The organism is Mesobacillus sp. (assembly GCF_047739415.1).
Lineage (GTDB): Bacteria > Bacillota > Bacilli > Bacillales > Cytobacillaceae > Mesobacillus.
Map to the genome: position 1 here is coordinate 1 of NZ_JBIQOE010000223.1, position 16,205 is coordinate 16,205.

The following is a 16,205-nucleotide window of genomic DNA, read 5'->3' on the forward strand; positions in this document are numbered from 1 at the left end:
CATCGCGTCAAGACTTGAATTCAATCTTGGCGGGAACGGAACGAATCCTGTCTGGATCGGTAACGTGAAAGTCGTAGATATTACTGGGACTCCAGTAGATCCAGATGCTCCTAAACAGCCGCTTCCAGATGGAAATCATGTTTATAATGGCACGTTTGACCAGGGCGGCATGGATCGTCTGTTGTTCTGGAATTTCTCAGTCGACGAGGCAGCTGCTGCAACAGCATCTGTTTCCGAAGAAACGAGAGAGCTACGTGTCGCGATCGAAGATGGTGCCAATTATCCTGAAGCAGTCCAGCTTGACCAACAAGGGATTTATCTAGTTAGGGGAAATGATTATAAGCTTTCCTTCAAAGCAAGAGCAGACGAGCCAAGAAATATTCAAGCCAGCATACTGAATGTGGACGGCTCGGAGAATTATTCTGGAATGAACACAATCGAACTCACTTCGAATATGGAAGAGAAAACATTTGAATTTACAATGCCTGAGGATGTTTCTGATTCAGAAGCTCAACTTGTCTTTAACTTTGGAGACGTAGATGGCGATGTCTATTTGGATGATGTAGTGCTGCTGAAGACATCAAACATTCCTGATTATGAGAACATTGACTTGTATCCGTTGAAAAATGGTGATTTTGCGGATGGTTTGAATTCATGGGGAAATTATGTGCATTACGATGCTGCAGCCAGAATCTCTGAGGAAAATGGCGAAGCAAAAGTGGCAATCGGCAATGAAGGAAATGAAACATGGGGTGTCCTTTTGGAACAAGGTAATTTAAGCCTTGCTAAAGGAGTCTTATATGAGCTTAGCTTTGCCGCTCGTTCTACAAAGGAGAGAAAGGCTGAAGTTACGGTTGAAAACGCTGCTTACACAAGATTCTTAAGTGAGTCCATAACACTTAGTGACCAAATGCAGCAATACACATATGAATTCACGATGCCTATCGATGACACGGCGTCCTTCAAGATGCTGCTTGGCAAGACTGCTTTGTCACCAATCGGCGAACATGATGTATTCATTGATAATGTGGTCTTGAAAGTTAAGGACGCACCATCCCAGCAGGAACCCGAGCCTGTTTCCACACCTGGTATTGATAATGGAACTTTTAGCGAAGGAACAGAAGGTTGGACCGCATGGTGGGGAGACCAGTGGAGCGGTATCGCAGAAGGGAATATATCTGCTGAAACCGGAGAGTTGAAGGTTGCGATTTCAAAGGTTGGCGATGCTTCATACGCTCCACAGGTATATCAAAAGGGACTGCTATTTGAAAATGGCGGCAGCTATACTGTCACATTTGATGCAAGAGCAGACGTACCGAGGAAAATGAATGTCAATATAGGGAAAGAGCTGTCAACTGAACCATGGTTTACACCCTATGTGCCAACGCAAACAATTAATTTAACGACTGATATGAAGCCATACAGCTTTAACTTTGTTATGAATGAAGCAACGTATGCTGATGGAAAGATCGTTTTCGAGCTTGGCAATATTGAAGGTGGAAATGCGGCAACGAATGTCTATCTGGACAATGTAATCATCACAAAAAATTAAGTTAATTAGCGGATGGATCGACTTGGTCGAAATAATTGAGAATGTGGTCGAATTATTAAGAAATTCGCCAATAAAATTCAAATATGGTCGGAATCGATAGGCAGAACAGCAAGTCTTTTCTGCCTCTTTTCCTTCAATTTCATTGCGTTGCTTTAAAATTTAACAATCACTGTTGAAAATGACGAGGCCAGCGTAATCCTGACCATCATAGTGAACTCTTAAAGGTGGAAATGCAATATGAATTTACAGAAAAACAACAGTCTGCCTAAACAGATTGGCTTATTAGCACTTACCTGGCCCATTTTTATAGAAATGTTCTTGCACATGTTAATGGGCAGCACGGATACTTTCATGCTGTCTCATATTTCGGATGATGCTGTTGCGGCTGTAGGTGTAGCCAATCAGCTCGTATTTTTCATGATCCTGGTATTTGGTTTCGTTGCGACAGGGACTGCGGTTCTGGTATCGCAAAATCTTGGGGCTGGACTTCAAGTGGATGCAAGGAAGATATCTGGTCTCTCGCTATCTCTTAATCTTTTATTTGGAGTATTGGTCAGTGTCATTGTTGTCGGTTTCAATGATTTATTTTTACAAATGTTCAACCTCACTCCAGAAATACACCGGCTGGCGCAACAGTATTTGACCATAGTTGGGGGAACACTTTTTACACAGGCGCTCCTTGTTACTGCTTCGGCAATCCTGCGGGCAAATGGATTGACAAAGGAAGCGATGTTCATTTCAATCATTATGAATATCATCCACCTTGTCGGAAACAGTTTATTTATTTACGGACTTTTCGGCGTTCCGGAAATGGGTGTTCAGGGCGTAGCTATTTCAACAGCCATATCCCGCGCGATCGCAGTGATTCTGATATTCCGCTTACTATACCGCAGGCTTCCTATGAGAATTGCTTTGGAAGACTATCTGAATTTTAATAAGGTTTTTATTAAAAAGATCCTTAAAATAGGTGTTCCTTCCGCTGGCGAAAATGTTGTGTATAACACTAGCCAGATGGCAATCACAGTCATTATTGGTTTGCTGGGGGCTATGGCACTGACAACAAGGGTATACACATTTAACATCATGTCATTCATGATGCTTTTCGGAATAGCTATAGGTCAGGGCACGCAAATACTGATTGGATACAAAGTAGGGGCCAGAGAATTTGATAAAGCCTATCATCAGCTATTAAAAAGCTTGAAACTAAGTATCGTCATCACAATGGCGATCACTGTGGTTATCGTTGCAATCAGAGAACCTATACTTGGGGTCTTTACCGATAATAAGGAAATCATCAGGGAAGGAAGCAAGGTTTTGCTTCTTTGCTTAATCCTTGAACCTGGCCGAACCTTCAATATAGTCGTGATCAGTTCTCTCAGAGCAGCTGGAGATGCAGTATTCCCGGTGAAAATGGCCTTTGTCTCGATGTGGGGAATCAGTGTTCCACTCGCGTATTTATTGGGGATTAAAATGGGTTTTGGTCTTTCTGGGATTTGGATGGCTTTTATAGTTGATGAATGGTTCAGAGGAATCATCATGTATATCAGATGGAGAAGCCGTGTATGGGAGAAGAAGGTCCTGGTTGATGAAAGGGTACAAACAGCATGATCGTTGATTTTTGAGAGGAGGGCAAGAAGGTGAATTACAGACAGCTTGGAAGCACAGGGATAAAGGTGTCGGAAGTTGGTTTTGGTGCATGGCAGCTCGGGAATGCCAGGGACTGGGAAGGCATGGAGGACAAGCATGCAATCAGGCTGGTGCATGAAACGCTTGATCAAGGCTGCAATTTCTTTGATACAGCTCCGAATTATGGGGGAGGTAATAGTGAGTCATTGCTTGGGGAAGCTCTTTCTGGAAGAAGGAGCGAGGCGGTGATTAATAGCAAGTTTGGGCATCATCCAGATAACACCCTCAATTTTGATTCGCAGAAAATCCGCAGTTCGGTTGAAGATAGTTTACGTCGGCTTAAAACGGATTATCTGGATTCTATTTTATTGCATAACCCTCCGTTTGAAATCTTGACTGGAAGCACAGATCATTTTGAAGTACTAGAGTCACTCAAGCAGGAGGGCAAGCTCCGGGCTTATGGAGCTTCAGTGGACTCTGCGAGAGAAATGGACCAGCTGATTCGGAATACCGGAAGCCAGGTTATTGAGGTAATGTTCAACATTTTTCATCAGGAGCCAAGAAAAGCCTTCAAGAAGGCAACAGAAAAAAATATAGGACTGATTGTAAAAGTGCCGCTTGATTCTGGGTGGCTATCAGGCAAATATAATGAAAGCAGTATTTTTACAGACATCCGGAGTCGTTGGGATCGCGAACAGCTTAAGAAAAGAGCCGATCTCCTGCCTGTTCTTAAGGAAATGCTTGAACCTGATGAATCCCTGGTCCAGTTGGCTTTAAGGTATATTCTTTATTATCAAGAGGTTTCGACCGTCATTCCTGGAAACAAGAATCTCGAGCAGCTGATTGAGAATTTATCAGCTTCAGGCAAAAGGATCTCTGTTGAAAAAGCTGAGAAGATAGAGGAGATTTGGGAACAAAAGCTGCAAGCTGACCCGTTGGGTTGGTAGAAAAACAAATAGAGTTTTTGGAGGTTTTATATAATGGCATATCAACCAGACAGCAATCGCTATGAAACGATGACTTATAACAGGTGCGGAAAATCAGGCCTTAAATTGCCGGCCATTTCCCTGGGCCTATGGCACAATTTCGGAGGCCAGGATACTTTTGAAAATGGCCGTTCGTTAATTAGACGAGCTTTTGATCTTGGCATCACCCATTTCGATCTTGCGAATAATTATGGTCCCCCGCCTGGTTCAGCAGAGGAGAATTTTGGAGTAATTCTCAGGAAGGATTTTTCAGGCTACCGTGATGAGATGGTTATCTCAACAAAAGCAGGATATGGTATGTGGCAGGGTCCATACGGAGATTGGGGATCAAGAAAATATCTCGTATCGAGTCTTGACCAAAGCTTGAAAAGGATGGGACTTGATTACGTCGATATTTTCTACCATCACAGACCTGATCCGGAAACTCCTTTAGAGGAAACAATGATGGCACTTGATCATGTCGTCAGGCAAGGAAAAGCTCTTTATGTTGGCTTGTCCAATTATGGAGTGGAGGAAACGAAGCAGGCAATCGGAATTTTAAGAGAGCTGGGTACTCCATTGCTGATCCACCAGCCTGCATATTCCATGTTTAACCGCTGGGTAGAAGACGGACTGACTGATTTGCTTCAAGAAGAAGGAGTCGGATCAATCGCATTTGTTCCATTGGCGCAAGGGTTGCTGACAAACAGGTATATCAATGGAATTCCACAAGACTCGAGAGCCTTGAAGCCAAACAGCTTCCTGAACGAGGGAGATGTATCTGTAGAAGTTCTTGCTAAGGTTAGGCAATTAAATGAAATAGCACAGGACCGGGGCCAGTCACTTGCCCAGATGGCGCTTGCCTGGGTGCTTAGGGAACAGAAAATCACCTCAGCGCTTATTGGCGCCAGCAAGGTCAGCCAAATTGAAGAAAACGTCGCTGCACTGAACAATCTTAGATTCAGTGAATCAGAACTGAATATGATTGATGAAATCTTAAAATAAGGACTTCTAACAAAGCTGTAAAGCCAAATGGTTTTACAGCTTTTTTTTATATTGGAATGATTTTCTTGTCTTTAGGGTAAAGGTAATTTTATCTAATATCAGGATAGGTACGCATCTCTTTTTACCAAAGGTGTCTGCTCTGGTAGTATTTAATTACCGTAATTTCGGCACTGCCTTAATTGAAAATAAGAAATCCTGAAAGTGTTAACAATATCTAAAAGGAAAAAAACGAGAGAATTTAGGGGTGAAAAAGTGATCAGCTTTGAAAATGTATCGAAGAAATATGACGATGGAACTTATGCGGTAAATAACTTTAATTTACATATCAAAGAAGGAGAATTGCTTGTCCTGATCGGTCCAAGCGGCTCCGGAAAAACGACAACATTAAAAATGATCAATCGATTGATTCCGCTTACGGAAGGCTACATTAAAATCAAGGATAAGATGATCAGTGACTATGATATTCATGAGCTTCGCTGGGACATTGGGTATGTCCTGCAGCAAATTGCGCTATTTCCGCATATGACGATTGAAGAGAATATTGCGGTTGTCCCGGAAATGAAGGGATGGGAGCAAAAAAAGATTGATCACCGTATAGATGAATTACTGAATATGGTTGGACTTGAACCAAAAACGTACCGTAAAAGGCTGCCCCATGAATTATCCGGAGGACAGCAGCAACGAATTGGTGTAGCCCGCGCACTGGCAGCCAACCCACCGATTATTTTAATGGACGAGCCATTTAGCGCATTGGATCCCTTAAGCAGGGAAAAGCTCCAGGACGATCTCATCGAACTGCAAAAAAACATAAAGAAAACCATCGTATTTGTGACCCATGATATGAGTGAAGCATTAAAACTTGGAGATCGGATTTGCCTGATGAAGAATGGAGAAATCGTTCAGACGGGAACTCCAGAAGAGCTGATCCAACAACCTGTAAATGAATTTGTCCGTGAGTTTGTGGGGATAGATCAGGGAAACAGAACAACGGTAGATGTTCGGGAAGCTATCCAACCGTTAACGTCTGAAGAACTGAACAATCTTCCTGTAATTGCCTCGACAGTGTCTATAAATGAAATCCTCACGTTATTGAGTGAGCATGAACAGCTGGCGGTTGAAGAAATGGATGAAATAATCGGGACCATAGACAGGCGTGGAATGATCCGGATTTTATCAAGGCAGATGGAGGGGATGAAATGAATAGCTGGACTTCCACATTTATAGACAGAAAAGACGAGCTTTTAAGTGCCCTCCTGGAACATATTCAGATTTCCTTTATAGCACTTTTTTTCGCTGTCCTAATAGCTATACCATTGGGAATCTTTCTTACCAGAAGGAAGCAAATTTCCGAAGGGATCATTGGGATAACAGCCGTTCTGCAAACGATTCCTTCGCTTGCATTGCTGGGTTTATTAATCCCTCTATTCGGCATTGGGAAAGTCCCTGCTATCATAGCGCTTGTGGTTTATGCGCTGCTGCCGATATTAAGAAATACATATACAGGAATCAATGAGGTGGATCCTTCGCTAATTGAAGCCGCTCGTGCAATGGGAATGAACAGCAAGCGACGTCTGATGAAAGTAGAACTCCCATTGGCGATGCCAGTCATTATGGCTGGGATCAGAACGGCGATGGTCTTAATTGTCGGAACAGCGACGATTGCCGCGCTGATAGGAGCAGGTGGTTTGGGCGACCTTATCCTTCTCGGAATCGACAGGAATAATACGGCATTAATCGTTCTTGGAGCAATACCTGCTGCCTTGCTTGCCATCCTGTTCGACCTTGTGCTCAGAAGGTTCGAAACAGTTTCCTTTAAAAAATCTCTTATCACGATTGGTGCCTTATCCTTAGCAGTCCTTTTAATAATGATCATTCCTTTTTTAGGCGAAAAAAACGAAGAAGAGATTGTCATTGGTGGCAAACTGGGTTCGGAACCAGAGATTTTAATCAATATGTATAAACTTTTAATTGAAGAAGAAACGGACCATTCTGTTCAGTTGAAACCTGGTCTAGGAAAGACTTCATTTGTTTTTACAGCATTGGAAAACGGCAATATTGACATTTATCCCGAATTCACCGGCACGGCCATTTCAGAATTTTTAAAAGAAACGGCTGAAAGTACGAGCCGGGAAGAAGTTTACCAACAGGCAAAAGAAGGAATGAAAAAAGAGTTTGGTATGGTAATGCTTCAGCCGATGGACTATAACAACACGTATGCTTTAGCTGTTCCTGAACAGCTGGCTGAAGAAAATGGTCTGAAAACCATTTCCGATTTAAAAGCGATTGAATCCTCGCTAAAAGCAGGTTTTACCCTTGAATTTTCAGATAGAGAAGATGGATATAAAGGAATCCAAAAACTCTATGGACTGAATCTGCCAAGACTGATCACAATGGAGCCGAAACTCAGGTACAGGGCGATCAAAAATGATGAAATAAACCTGGTTGATGCCTACTCAACCGACAGTGAGCTCCAGAGATATAATCTCGTCGTACTTGAAGATGATAAAAACTTGTTCCCTCCATATCAGGGAGCTCCTCTAATGAGAGCAGAAACAGCAGAAAAATATCCCGAAATCGTCGAGGCACTCAACAAGCTAGCCGGTAAAATCACCGATGACGAAATGCGGAAAATGAATTACCAGGTGAATGTAGAAGGGAAATCGGCTGAGGAAACAGCACGGGAGTATTTGAGAGAAGCTGGATTATTGAAATAAATAAATTTAGGAACATCAGTTAAGAAAAGTATCGATAAAGACAAGAGGCAGAAAAACCAATTGGTTTTTCTGCCTCTTTGTCAGTAGAAGAATTAATTCAGATTAGTTATTTATACTCGATAGAAAGCGAGTTTTCGCCTGTTCAAAAATGGCATTGATTTCGCCATGGATGGATTCTCTTTCATTTTTATTATCCACATCTATAACCTTCATTTTTAATTCTTTCACTAAATTATGTTCTTCTGAAGTTAAAATATCCTTAAACATATGAAATCCTCCTGTTGTACTACTTAGGTGTTGAGAAATAAAAATCCCATGATGGAAAACCCGAAGTTGGCTTTCTTGATAGATGATTGTTTACCCCCTTTTGAAAACTAATAAACTCATTTTGAACTACATAAGAGGTTCGAACCCCAAGCGTTTTAAGGGGAGTAATGGAGCTATATTTTTTTACAGAAAAAGAAAATTACAAGTTATTTTTTACCTCGATGAATGAAGCGAGGGTTTTTTGTTGTTTTGCAAAAAAAGCACTTCAAAAAAAGATAAATTTATAGTACTCCCAGGGGTTTTATATGTGATTTGACTCACTACATTGATAATTATTCGCAATTAAGATGAAGGTAAGAAATCAAAGGAGGGGATTTGGTTGAAAGCAAAAGACGGAAAGGCACAGGAAGAAGTTCAGGATGAAATCGTAGAGGATACCAGTCACGCAAAATCGAAGGTAGGAACTTGGATATCAGTTGGAGTAGTAGGAGCAGTGATTCTTGCTACGTACTTTATTCTATTTGGACTCTATATGGCAAGAGTATAGAAGGGGGAGCGAGAAAGATGCATTTGGATGAAAAAATCTGGCTGTTTTTAAGTTTTGGCATGATCATGGGTTTCATGATTTTTACTGGGTACCAGGCAGTGGCTTTGGGAATGGGGCCCCCAAGCAATAAAGAAACGATCGATCCGCAAAAGGTCGATGAAACAGCTCCATTTGACGAGCCGGGAATAAAACAAATTGGTGAAAATGAGTATGAAGTTGTCATGACGCTTCAGGTATTTAGTTTTACACCGACGGAAATCGAAGTCCCTGCTGGATCAACTGTCCACTTCACTTTAACGTCAAAAGATGTTGTTCATGGTTTCCAGGTGGCAAATACGAATTTGAACGCAATGGTTATGCCGGGTCATATCCAAAAAATATCGCAAAAGTTTGATAAACCAGGTGAATATTTGGTGTTATGCAATGAATATTGCGGTGCAGGACACCAGGCAATGAGCACGAAAATCATCGTAAAATAAAAGGGGGGAAAGAATGTGCAGTCTGCATTAAAATCAACTTCATTTAAACAAAAAACCAATCAAATATTAGGAATCAGCCAGGAAGATGCAAGGATCTCGAAATCATACTTATCTATCGCATTTATCGCATTGCTGCTTGGCGGTTTTCTTGGTTTGCTGCAAGGGCTGAATCGTGCTGGTGTCCTGCAATTGCCGCCATGGCTTAACTATTATCAGGTGCTGACGGCTCATGGAATTCTATTAGTAGTTGTATTATCTGCGTTTTTCACGATTGGGTATTTTTATGCCGGACTCTCTCACACACTGGGAGGATTGCTGCCTAAAGTAAGGAAAATGGCATGGATCGGCTTTTGGATGAAGATTTTCGGATTTGTTTTGGTCGTCATTCCGATTTTAAAGAATGAAGCATCCGTCATGTACACCTTCTACCCGCCAATGGCTGCATCACCAATGTTTTACTTTGGTTTGGTATTCATTGTATTGGGCATCTGGATGCTTTCATTTGGAGCGTTTACTCAGGTTGCGAACTGGAGAAGGAATCACAAGGGGCAACATCTCCCGATCCTCGCCTTCTTTGCAACTGGTGTCTTTGTCCTGTTAGTTGGCGCAACAGCCTTTGTTGCAGTTGAAGTCATTTTCATGATCATTCCATGGACACTTGGCTGGACTGACGGCATAAACGTGTTGCTTGCCCGTACACTTTTCTGGGCATTTGGCCATACTGCCGTTAACATCTGGTATTTGACAGCTGTTTCTGCATGGTATGTAATCGTACCAAAAATAATCGGCGGACACCGTTGGAATGATCTTTTGACTCGTATGGTTGTCATTCCTTTAGTGATTATGAACATTACCGGAGGATTTCACCATCAGATCATTGACCCGGGTATTTCAGAGTCCATCAAATATATGCACGTTTTCATGAGCCTTGCAATCGGATTTCCTTCTTTAATGACCGCATACGCGATGTTCAGAGTATTTGAACGTACCGCAAGAGCCAAAGGCGGAAAAGGTTTAGTTGGCTGGTATAAAAAGATGCCATGGGGCGATGTACGATTCCTGTCTCCTTTTATCGCCATGGTAGCATTCATTCCGGCCGGAGCCGGCGGAATTGCACAAAGCACGAACCAGTTGGATCAGGTTGTACACAATACGATGTGGGTAGTAGGCCATTTCCATTTAACGCTTGGTATGTCTGTCATCATGACCTTCTTCGGCATCAGTTACTGGCTGGTTCCATACCTTTCAAAACGTGTGTTAACTCCAGCCATGAATAGATTGGGAGTAATTCAAACCGTCATCTGGACTATAGGTATGGTGATCATGTCGATTTCCATGCATGCTGCAGGTCTCTTCGGTTCTCCGCGAAGAACATCATTCACCACCTATGGGGATTTTGCAGAAACGCTTGGATGGAACCCTTATATGGCAGCTGTAGGCATTGGAGCAAGCTTATTGCTGATTGGCGTCATCCTTCAAGTTTATGCGGTGTTCAACCTCATGTTCTTCGCACCAAAGGGAGTAACAGAATTCCCAATTGCTGAAGAGGAAGCAGGAGCGGCAAAAACTCCATACTGGACAGAGCGCTGGGGAATTTGGGTTGTACTCATGCTGTTGGTTGTTTCAATGGCTTACGTCTTGCCAATCGCAGACATGATCATGAATGCACCACCTGGATCGCCGCCATTTAAAACTTGGTGATAATGTAAACGAAGAGATAGCTCCTGTATTCAGGGCTATCTCTTTCAAATCAGCACGATATGTGAAAACGATATTTTTACCACTGAAAAAATGGGGTGTGATCAATTTGATCAAAAATCGGCAAACGCTCGTTTCTTGTATAGTTGTATTGGTGTTTGGACTGCTTTTATTTTATACAGGAACAGACGGATTCACTGCTTATACAGCAGAGACAGCAAGAGTGACAAAGCTGGTTGAGGAACAGCCCCAGTTTCCCGAATTAATCTTTGAGGATAGTGAGGGTCGGACCTATTCAATATCTGAATTCGAAGGTAAGTATGTATTTATCACTTTTATTTATACAGGCTGCACTACTATTTGCATAAAGTTAGAAGAGAATATGTCGCAGGTGTACAATCTGCTTCCCGGTGAATATCTAGGCAAGGATATTGTCTTTTTAAGCATAAGCTTTGATCCAGGCAATGATGATCCTGCTACTTTAAACAAGTATAGGGATTTATTCGGAAGTGATGGGGAGACGTGGAGAATGGCAAGGGTTCCGGACCAGGAACAGTTAGATACCTTGCTGGAGAAGTTTGGTGTCATTGTAATTCCAGATGGAAATGGAAACTTCGCTCATAATTCAGCGTTTTATTTAGTGGACCGGCAAGGCGCATTGGTGGATGTAATGGATTTCACCAAGGTAAATGAGGCGGCAGATAAGTTAAAGAAGACTCTGAATGCAGACGGGGGGAAACAACGATGAATCAATTTCTAATCGGGCTTGTCCTTTTAATCGGTTTAATGCTTCCTCCTGTTGCAAACTTGATGGAATCCGTCATGATCATTCACATGCATATGCAGATGCCGATGCTGGTGATCGCCGGATTTTTCATGGGACAGTTTTTCCAGCAGCGTTTTCCTCATTTCTTTTCAAAATATAATCAAGAGGGCATCCCAGGAATTCTTCTTTTTATCATCATAATGGGTTATTGGATGCTGCCGCGCACAATGGATGAAGCCTTGACTGTAAATAGTGTGGAATTATTCAAGTTTATCAGTTTGCCATTCCTCGCGGGAGTGCCTCTAAGAGATTCCTGGCAGAAACTCAGCAAGAATCGGAAGAATTACACCATTGGATTTTTTACAGTGATTTTTCTGGGTATGGGCTGGTTATATATTCAGGCAAACGATCAGCTATGCAATAATTATTTAGTAGTTGACCAGATGATCCTCGGATGGGGATTCATCACAATGGCCATCTGTATGGTCATTTACTTAATCTATGCGGCTGTTGTGGATCCTTCATTATATGAGTAGGAATTGATCCATTATGTAGCAGCATGTCACAGCAGGGTGCAATCAGGTATAATAAGTTGAAGGTATTTTATTAGAAGCGTTAATTGTTGCATATACAATCAGCTGGAAAAGGCGAATCAGGCTAGAGGAGGACTAAAATGAAAATAGCAATCTCATTCAGTGGCGGGAAGGACTCTACGCTAGCATTATATAAAATACAGAACAACCCTGATTTTGAGGTTGACTCATTGCTCGTGACGCTGACAGAAGGGTTCGATCGCGTATCGATTCATGGAGTTCGCTATGAGCTGTTAAAGCTCCAATCTGAGTCATTGGGAATTCCATTAAGAGAGGTATGGCTTCCGCAGGACTGTCCGGATGAAAAGTATCAAGAAATAATGGGAAAAGCTGTTTCAAGTATGAGAAAAGACGGAGTTACCCATATCGCTTTTGGCGATATACATCTTCAGGATGTTCGGGAATATCGAGAGAAATTGTTTTCGGCCTCGGGATTAACCCCTGTTTTTCCGCTCTGGGGTGTACCGGTAGAGGATGTAAGTCGTGAATTTATAGATCTGGGATTCGAAACGATTTTAACATGTGTTGATTTAGAAAGGCTGGATCCATCATACGCAGGCAAAGTATATGACATGAAGTTTATCAGGGAATATCCGAAAGACCATGATATTTGCGGTGAGAATGGAGAATTCCATTCATTTGTATTCCATGGTCCTAACTTTGCATTTCCGATTAACTATAAATTAGGCGAGAAAAAATTGACAAAGGACTATTTCACTCAAAAAGATCGATTCTTGTATATAGATTTAATCCCGTATTAAATTTTATAAACTTTTAAGTGCAGATAAATAGTAAACAAACTTCCAGCAATGAAAAAAATGACGCCCGTAATAGAGTTTGGAGAAAGATAATGTAAAAAATCCATAAAAAGCACCCCTTTATTTAGATATAAATATCGTATTACGATATTTTGTATTTTAATTATATCGTGTTAAGATATAATTATCAATAAGAAAGTAAGGTGGAATTTTTGCTTAGTAAAGATGTATATGAGTACCTCTCTGAGTTTCGATACCAATTGAGGAAGTTCCAGAAGTTCAGTGAAACAGCAGCTGAAAATATGGGCATCACCGCCCAGCAGCACCAGTTGATGCTGGCCATAAAAGGGTACCCGGAAAGGGATTATGCTACACCGAGCGAACTGGCAGAACGACTGCAAATCACCCATCATTCATGCGTCGGCCTGATTGACCGCTGCGAAAAGTCAGGACTGGTCTCACGCAGGAAAAACCCGGAAGACGGCCGTAGTGTATTCGTGGATGTAACCGATAAAGGAATGGAAATCCTCGAGGGCCTGTCTGAGATTCACCTTGAAGAAATAAAGCGGATTGGATTATTTAAGGAGAAGCTTTAAATATAAAATAGGGAAATACACAACTGAATGAGAGAGAATTTGCGGGAGAAAAAATCAGTTGATTAAGAGGTAACTTATGAAAAAAAGAATCATCTATTTTGGAATTATAACTATAATCCTATTCCTTCTTTTGTTAGGGACTTATAAATTGATGAATTCCCGGACATTTCAATTGTTCGGAGGACTGACAGCTCAAGTAAATACCGATGAAAAAGTAGTAGCTTTAACCTTTGACGATGGCCCCACACAACATGTGGCAGACATTGTGCCAATATTAGAGAAGTACGATGCTAAGGCAACTTTCTTCCTGATTGGCAATGAAATCGAAAAAAATCCAGAAGCAGCTCAGATGATCGCCAAGTCAGGTCATCAAATCGGGAATCACACCTACTCCCACAACCGGATGTTGTTCAAATCCCCGTCCTTTATCGAAGAGGAAATCGAGAAAACCAATAAGCTAATTATAAAAGCTGGTTATGAAGATGAAATCGATTTCCGTCCGCCAAATGGAAAAAAATTGATTGCCCTGCCATATTACTTGAATCAGCAAAATATCGACACTATCACCTGGAATCTGGAACCCGATTCCTATTACACCAATTCAACCGACAAAATAAATTACATAAAGAACAATACAAATCCGGGATCCATCATCCTATTGCACCCGATGTACGATCAGACAGATGAAGAACTTAAAACACTAGAGGGGATATTGCAGACATTGAGTGCAGAAGGATATACATTCATCACGGTAAATGAACTTCAGAAAAGGTGATAACCCCCCCTTTCGTTCTTCCCTATTGGACATTGCAATTTAAAAACAAAAAAGCTGTAAAAACGATTGGTTTTACCGCTTTTTAAGTAAGTGGAGAAAAGGGTGGCTCGGACCAATTAAAGGGAGATTTATAATAATTCTGGAGTTAGACTAAAGAACAGTCTCTTTGGAACAGTGTATCGAACTTATTCGCAAGCCATTAAACAGTAACAGTTTGAAATTTTAAAGATGACAAAGGTTGCAAGGGCTTGGAAATTTATTGAACACTAGTCTTGCCCCATGAAAAGAATGCGAATCTAGAGAATGGTTACAGGTACCTATAGATACCTGTCATTTTGTGTTTGCAAATTGAAAAATTAGCTGGTTAAGTTCTTTGGCACCCTTAGTCGGAATACGGTGGTCAACATTCTCGATAAAATGCAGTTCGTTTTGGGGCAATTTTTCATGCAATTGCCTTGCATAAGAGTGAAAGGGCTTATCCTTCTTGCCATAAACCAGCATGATAGGCAGATTAATCTCATGTAGCTGATTGACACAATTGTATTTTAGACTATAGCGGTAATATTGCTCAATGTTGCGGTAATCCCCTTTTTTTGCTTCTGAAAACATAGTTTTAAACAGCTTTATATTATTTGAATTACTCCAGGAGATGGACCAGGCTAATAAATTTATAACCCCCTTGCTTGAAAGCTTGATTCCTAATGAAATCTTCTTTCTCAGGTAATCGTCATTTACATCGGGCATTGCCCCAACTGAAATTCCCCCCAAAGCTCTATCAGGAAACGTCAGCATGAATTCTAAAACAATAGAACCGCCCGTGGAATATCCGCATATAAACGCTTTGTTTATATTAAGATGGTCCAATAGTTGAATGATATCCTTGATAATCAGTGAATAGGTTATTGGTTCTTGTGAGTATGGGCTTTTTCCGTGTCCTCTAATGTCAAAGGTAATTATCTGGAAATTTTTCGAGAGTTCTTCTAATTGATATTGGAAGTTCACTGAAGTCAATACAGGAGGATGGATAAAAACAATCGGAGTTCCGCTTCCTTTTACAGTATAATACAGGCTGGCACTTTTCATATTCAGCATCGGCATTTACTTGTCACCTCAATTCCTTATTAATATTAAATCTTTAACGAATTTGACTGATCAGGAAAGGTTTAGACCGTCTTACAAAGGTCATTAAAGGACTCAATGAATATTTTTCCTTACTTTATTCAAAGAATGCATACTGCCTGGGTAAGTGAAGCAGAAAACAGGGAGCATTTCGTAAAGTATTAAAAATTAATTCTTTGATACAGGGGACACCTTATATATATCAGGGTGAAGAAATTGGAACGGCTAATGTAAAGCATGAATCAACCGAATAATATCAAGATGTAGAGACAGTAAGTATGTTTAGAGAAGTGTTGTGTAATTTTAGAAACGAGGAAATCTTAATTGAGGAAGAGGCTTTACTATATTTATAAGGGTTTGTGGACTGTAGTGAACAATCTAAGTGAATCTAGTTCAATTAAATAAAATAAGTCTGTGCACTGTATTGTGCACTGGTTAGTTTTTTCAAAAGTGAATATGAAATTGATGGAGTAGGATATAAAAAACACTTAAAAATCTATCCAATTTGACAATAAAAAAGTTAGTTAAGTGACTTCACTTAACTAACTTTTTTGACCACATGCTTTCTTACACTAAAAGCGTCATTTCGATAACTCATCTAGCGAAAGTTCAGTAAAATTATAAAAGAGCATAGCCATCTCTTAAGAGAGTGTACTTATCTAGTTTATTTTTAGTTGAACTGTAATTAAAGTCTATATCTTTTTTAGGATAATATGCTGATACTACGTCAAGAAAATAGACACAG

General features: G+C 40.9%; 16 protein-coding genes and 1 pseudogene. 15 read left to right on the forward strand and 2 right to left on the reverse strand.

The features are described 5' to 3' along the window. From ACH0QE_RS17920 to opuFB, 6 genes are all read left to right on the forward strand, one after another. On the forward strand, positions 1 to 1,552 hold a 1,552-nt coding region (locus ACH0QE_RS17920; protein ID WP_415801859.1), incomplete at its 5' end, for a carbohydrate binding domain-containing protein. Positions 1,553 to 1,789: 237 nt separating this feature from the next. After that, on the forward strand, positions 1,790 to 3,160 hold the full coding sequence (locus ACH0QE_RS17925; protein WP_415801860.1) for an MATE family efflux transporter: 1,371 nt from the start codon (positions 1,790 to 1,792) through the stop codon (positions 3,158 to 3,160). A gap of 29 nt (positions 3,161 to 3,189) precedes the next feature. Further along, the gene (locus ACH0QE_RS17930) at positions 3,190 to 4,125 is read left to right on the forward strand and encodes an aldo/keto reductase (RefSeq protein ID WP_415801861.1); all 936 of its coding nucleotides are present in this window, start codon (positions 3,190 to 3,192) and stop codon (positions 4,123 to 4,125) included. 33 nt (positions 4,126 to 4,158) lie between these two features. After that, positions 4,159 to 5,148, forward strand: coding sequence for an L-glyceraldehyde 3-phosphate reductase (mgrA, locus tag ACH0QE_RS17935; RefSeq protein WP_415801862.1), 990 nt, complete (start codon positions 4,159 to 4,161; stop codon positions 5,146 to 5,148). 252 nt (positions 5,149 to 5,400) lie between these two features. Next, on the forward strand, positions 5,401 to 6,348 hold the full coding sequence (locus tag ACH0QE_RS17940; protein ID WP_415801863.1) for an ABC transporter ATP-binding protein: 948 nt from the start codon (positions 5,401 to 5,403) through the stop codon (positions 6,346 to 6,348). Beyond that, positions 6,345 to 7,862: an osmoprotectant update ABC transporter permease/substrate-binding subunit OpuFB gene (gene opuFB, locus ACH0QE_RS17945; RefSeq protein WP_415801864.1), complete on the forward strand. Its 1,518-nt coding sequence runs from the start codon at positions 6,345 to 6,347 to the stop codon at positions 7,860 to 7,862. Before ACH0QE_RS17940 ends, opuFB begins: the two co-directional genes overlap by 4 nt. 102 nt (positions 7,863 to 7,964) lie before the next feature. On the opposite strand, the gene ACH0QE_RS17950 is transcribed toward opuFB, so the two are convergent. Beyond that, entirely contained in the window at positions 7,965 to 8,129 is a 165-nt protein-coding gene (locus ACH0QE_RS17950) for a hypothetical protein (protein WP_023626813.1), read from the reverse strand. Positions 8,130 to 8,508: 379 nt separating this feature from the next. On the opposite strand from ACH0QE_RS17950, the gene ACH0QE_RS17955 reads away from it, so the two are divergent. From ACH0QE_RS17955 to ACH0QE_RS17990, 8 genes are all read left to right on the forward strand, one after another. After that, positions 8,509 to 8,676 (forward strand): hypothetical protein, encoded by a 168-nt coding sequence (locus ACH0QE_RS17955; protein ID WP_415801865.1) that lies wholly within the window; start codon positions 8,509 to 8,511, stop codon positions 8,674 to 8,676. 17 nt (positions 8,677 to 8,693) lie between these two features. Next, on the forward strand, positions 8,694 to 9,155 hold the full coding sequence (locus ACH0QE_RS17960; protein WP_415801866.1) for a cytochrome c oxidase subunit II: 462 nt from the start codon (positions 8,694 to 8,696) through the stop codon (positions 9,153 to 9,155). A gap of 15 nt (positions 9,156 to 9,170) precedes the next feature. Further along, entirely contained in the window at positions 9,171 to 10,856 is a 1,686-nt protein-coding gene (locus tag ACH0QE_RS17965; protein WP_415801867.1) for a cbb3-type cytochrome c oxidase subunit I, read from the forward strand. A 106-nt stretch (positions 10,857 to 10,962) separates the two neighbouring features. Beyond that, on the forward strand, positions 10,963 to 11,601 hold the full coding sequence (locus ACH0QE_RS17970; RefSeq protein WP_415801873.1) for an SCO family protein: 639 nt from the start codon (positions 10,963 to 10,965) through the stop codon (positions 11,599 to 11,601). Continuing rightward, positions 11,598 to 12,155: a hypothetical protein gene (locus ACH0QE_RS17975; RefSeq protein WP_415801868.1), complete on the forward strand. Its 558-nt coding sequence runs from the start codon at positions 11,598 to 11,600 to the stop codon at positions 12,153 to 12,155. The genes ACH0QE_RS17970 and ACH0QE_RS17975 overlap by 4 nt, the downstream gene beginning before the upstream one ends. 137 nt (positions 12,156 to 12,292) lie before the next feature. Then, positions 12,293 to 12,973, forward strand: a complete 681-nt coding sequence (locus ACH0QE_RS17980) for a diphthine--ammonia ligase (RefSeq protein WP_415801869.1) — start codon at positions 12,293 to 12,295, stop codon at positions 12,971 to 12,973. Positions 12,974 to 13,173: 200 nt separating this feature from the next. Then, positions 13,174 to 13,566 carry a MarR family winged helix-turn-helix transcriptional regulator gene (locus ACH0QE_RS17985; protein ID WP_415801870.1) on the forward strand — a complete coding sequence of 131 codons (393 nt, stop codon included), beginning with the start codon at positions 13,174 to 13,176 and terminating at the stop codon, positions 13,564 to 13,566. Positions 13,567 to 13,642: 76 nt separating this feature from the next. Further along, complete coding sequence (locus ACH0QE_RS17990; RefSeq protein WP_415801871.1) at positions 13,643 to 14,341, forward strand: polysaccharide deacetylase family protein; 699 nt, start codon at positions 13,643 to 13,645, stop codon at positions 14,339 to 14,341. A 330-nt stretch (positions 14,342 to 14,671) separates the two neighbouring features. On the opposite strand, the gene ACH0QE_RS17995 is transcribed toward ACH0QE_RS17990, so the two are convergent. Further along, the gene (locus ACH0QE_RS17995; protein WP_415801872.1) at positions 14,672 to 15,439 is read right to left on the reverse strand and encodes an alpha/beta fold hydrolase; all 768 of its coding nucleotides are present in this window, start codon (positions 15,437 to 15,439) and stop codon (positions 14,672 to 14,674) included. 188 nt (positions 15,440 to 15,627) lie between these two features. On the opposite strand from ACH0QE_RS17995, the pseudogene ACH0QE_RS18000 reads away from it, so the two are divergent. Further along, positions 15,628 to 15,711 (forward strand): annotated as a pseudogene (locus tag ACH0QE_RS18000) (alpha-amylase family glycosyl hydrolase); the annotation flags it as partial. Between the last annotated feature and the right edge of the window lie 494 nt (positions 15,712 to 16,205).

Bases quoted from the DNA above. Each gene is read 5' to 3' on its own strand.
- ACH0QE_RS17925 (WP_415801860.1), top strand. From the start codon at position 1,790: ATGAATTTACAGAAAAACAACAGTCTGCCTAAACAGATTGGCTTATTA.
- mgrA (WP_415801862.1), top strand. From the start codon at position 4,159: ATGGCATATCAACCAGACAGCAATCGCTATGAAACGATGACTTATAAC.
- opuFB (WP_415801864.1), top strand. From the start codon at position 6,345: ATGAATAGCTGGACTTCCACATTTATAGACAGAAAAGACGAGCTTTTA.
- ACH0QE_RS17950 (WP_023626813.1), bottom strand. From the start codon at position 8,129: ATGTTTAAGGATATTTTAACTTCAGAAGAACATAATTTAGTGAAAGAA.
- ACH0QE_RS17960 (WP_415801866.1), top strand. From the start codon at position 8,694: ATGCATTTGGATGAAAAAATCTGGCTGTTTTTAAGTTTTGGCATGATC.
- ACH0QE_RS17975 (WP_415801868.1), top strand. From the start codon at position 11,598: ATGAATCAATTTCTAATCGGGCTTGTCCTTTTAATCGGTTTAATGCTT.
- ACH0QE_RS17980 (WP_415801869.1), top strand. From the start codon at position 12,293: ATGAAAATAGCAATCTCATTCAGTGGCGGGAAGGACTCTACGCTAGCA.
- ACH0QE_RS17990 (WP_415801871.1), top strand. From the start codon at position 13,643: ATGAAAAAAAGAATCATCTATTTTGGAATTATAACTATAATCCTATTC.
- ACH0QE_RS17995 (WP_415801872.1), bottom strand. From the start codon at position 15,439: ATGCCGATGCTGAATATGAAAAGTGCCAGCCTGTATTATACTGTAAAA.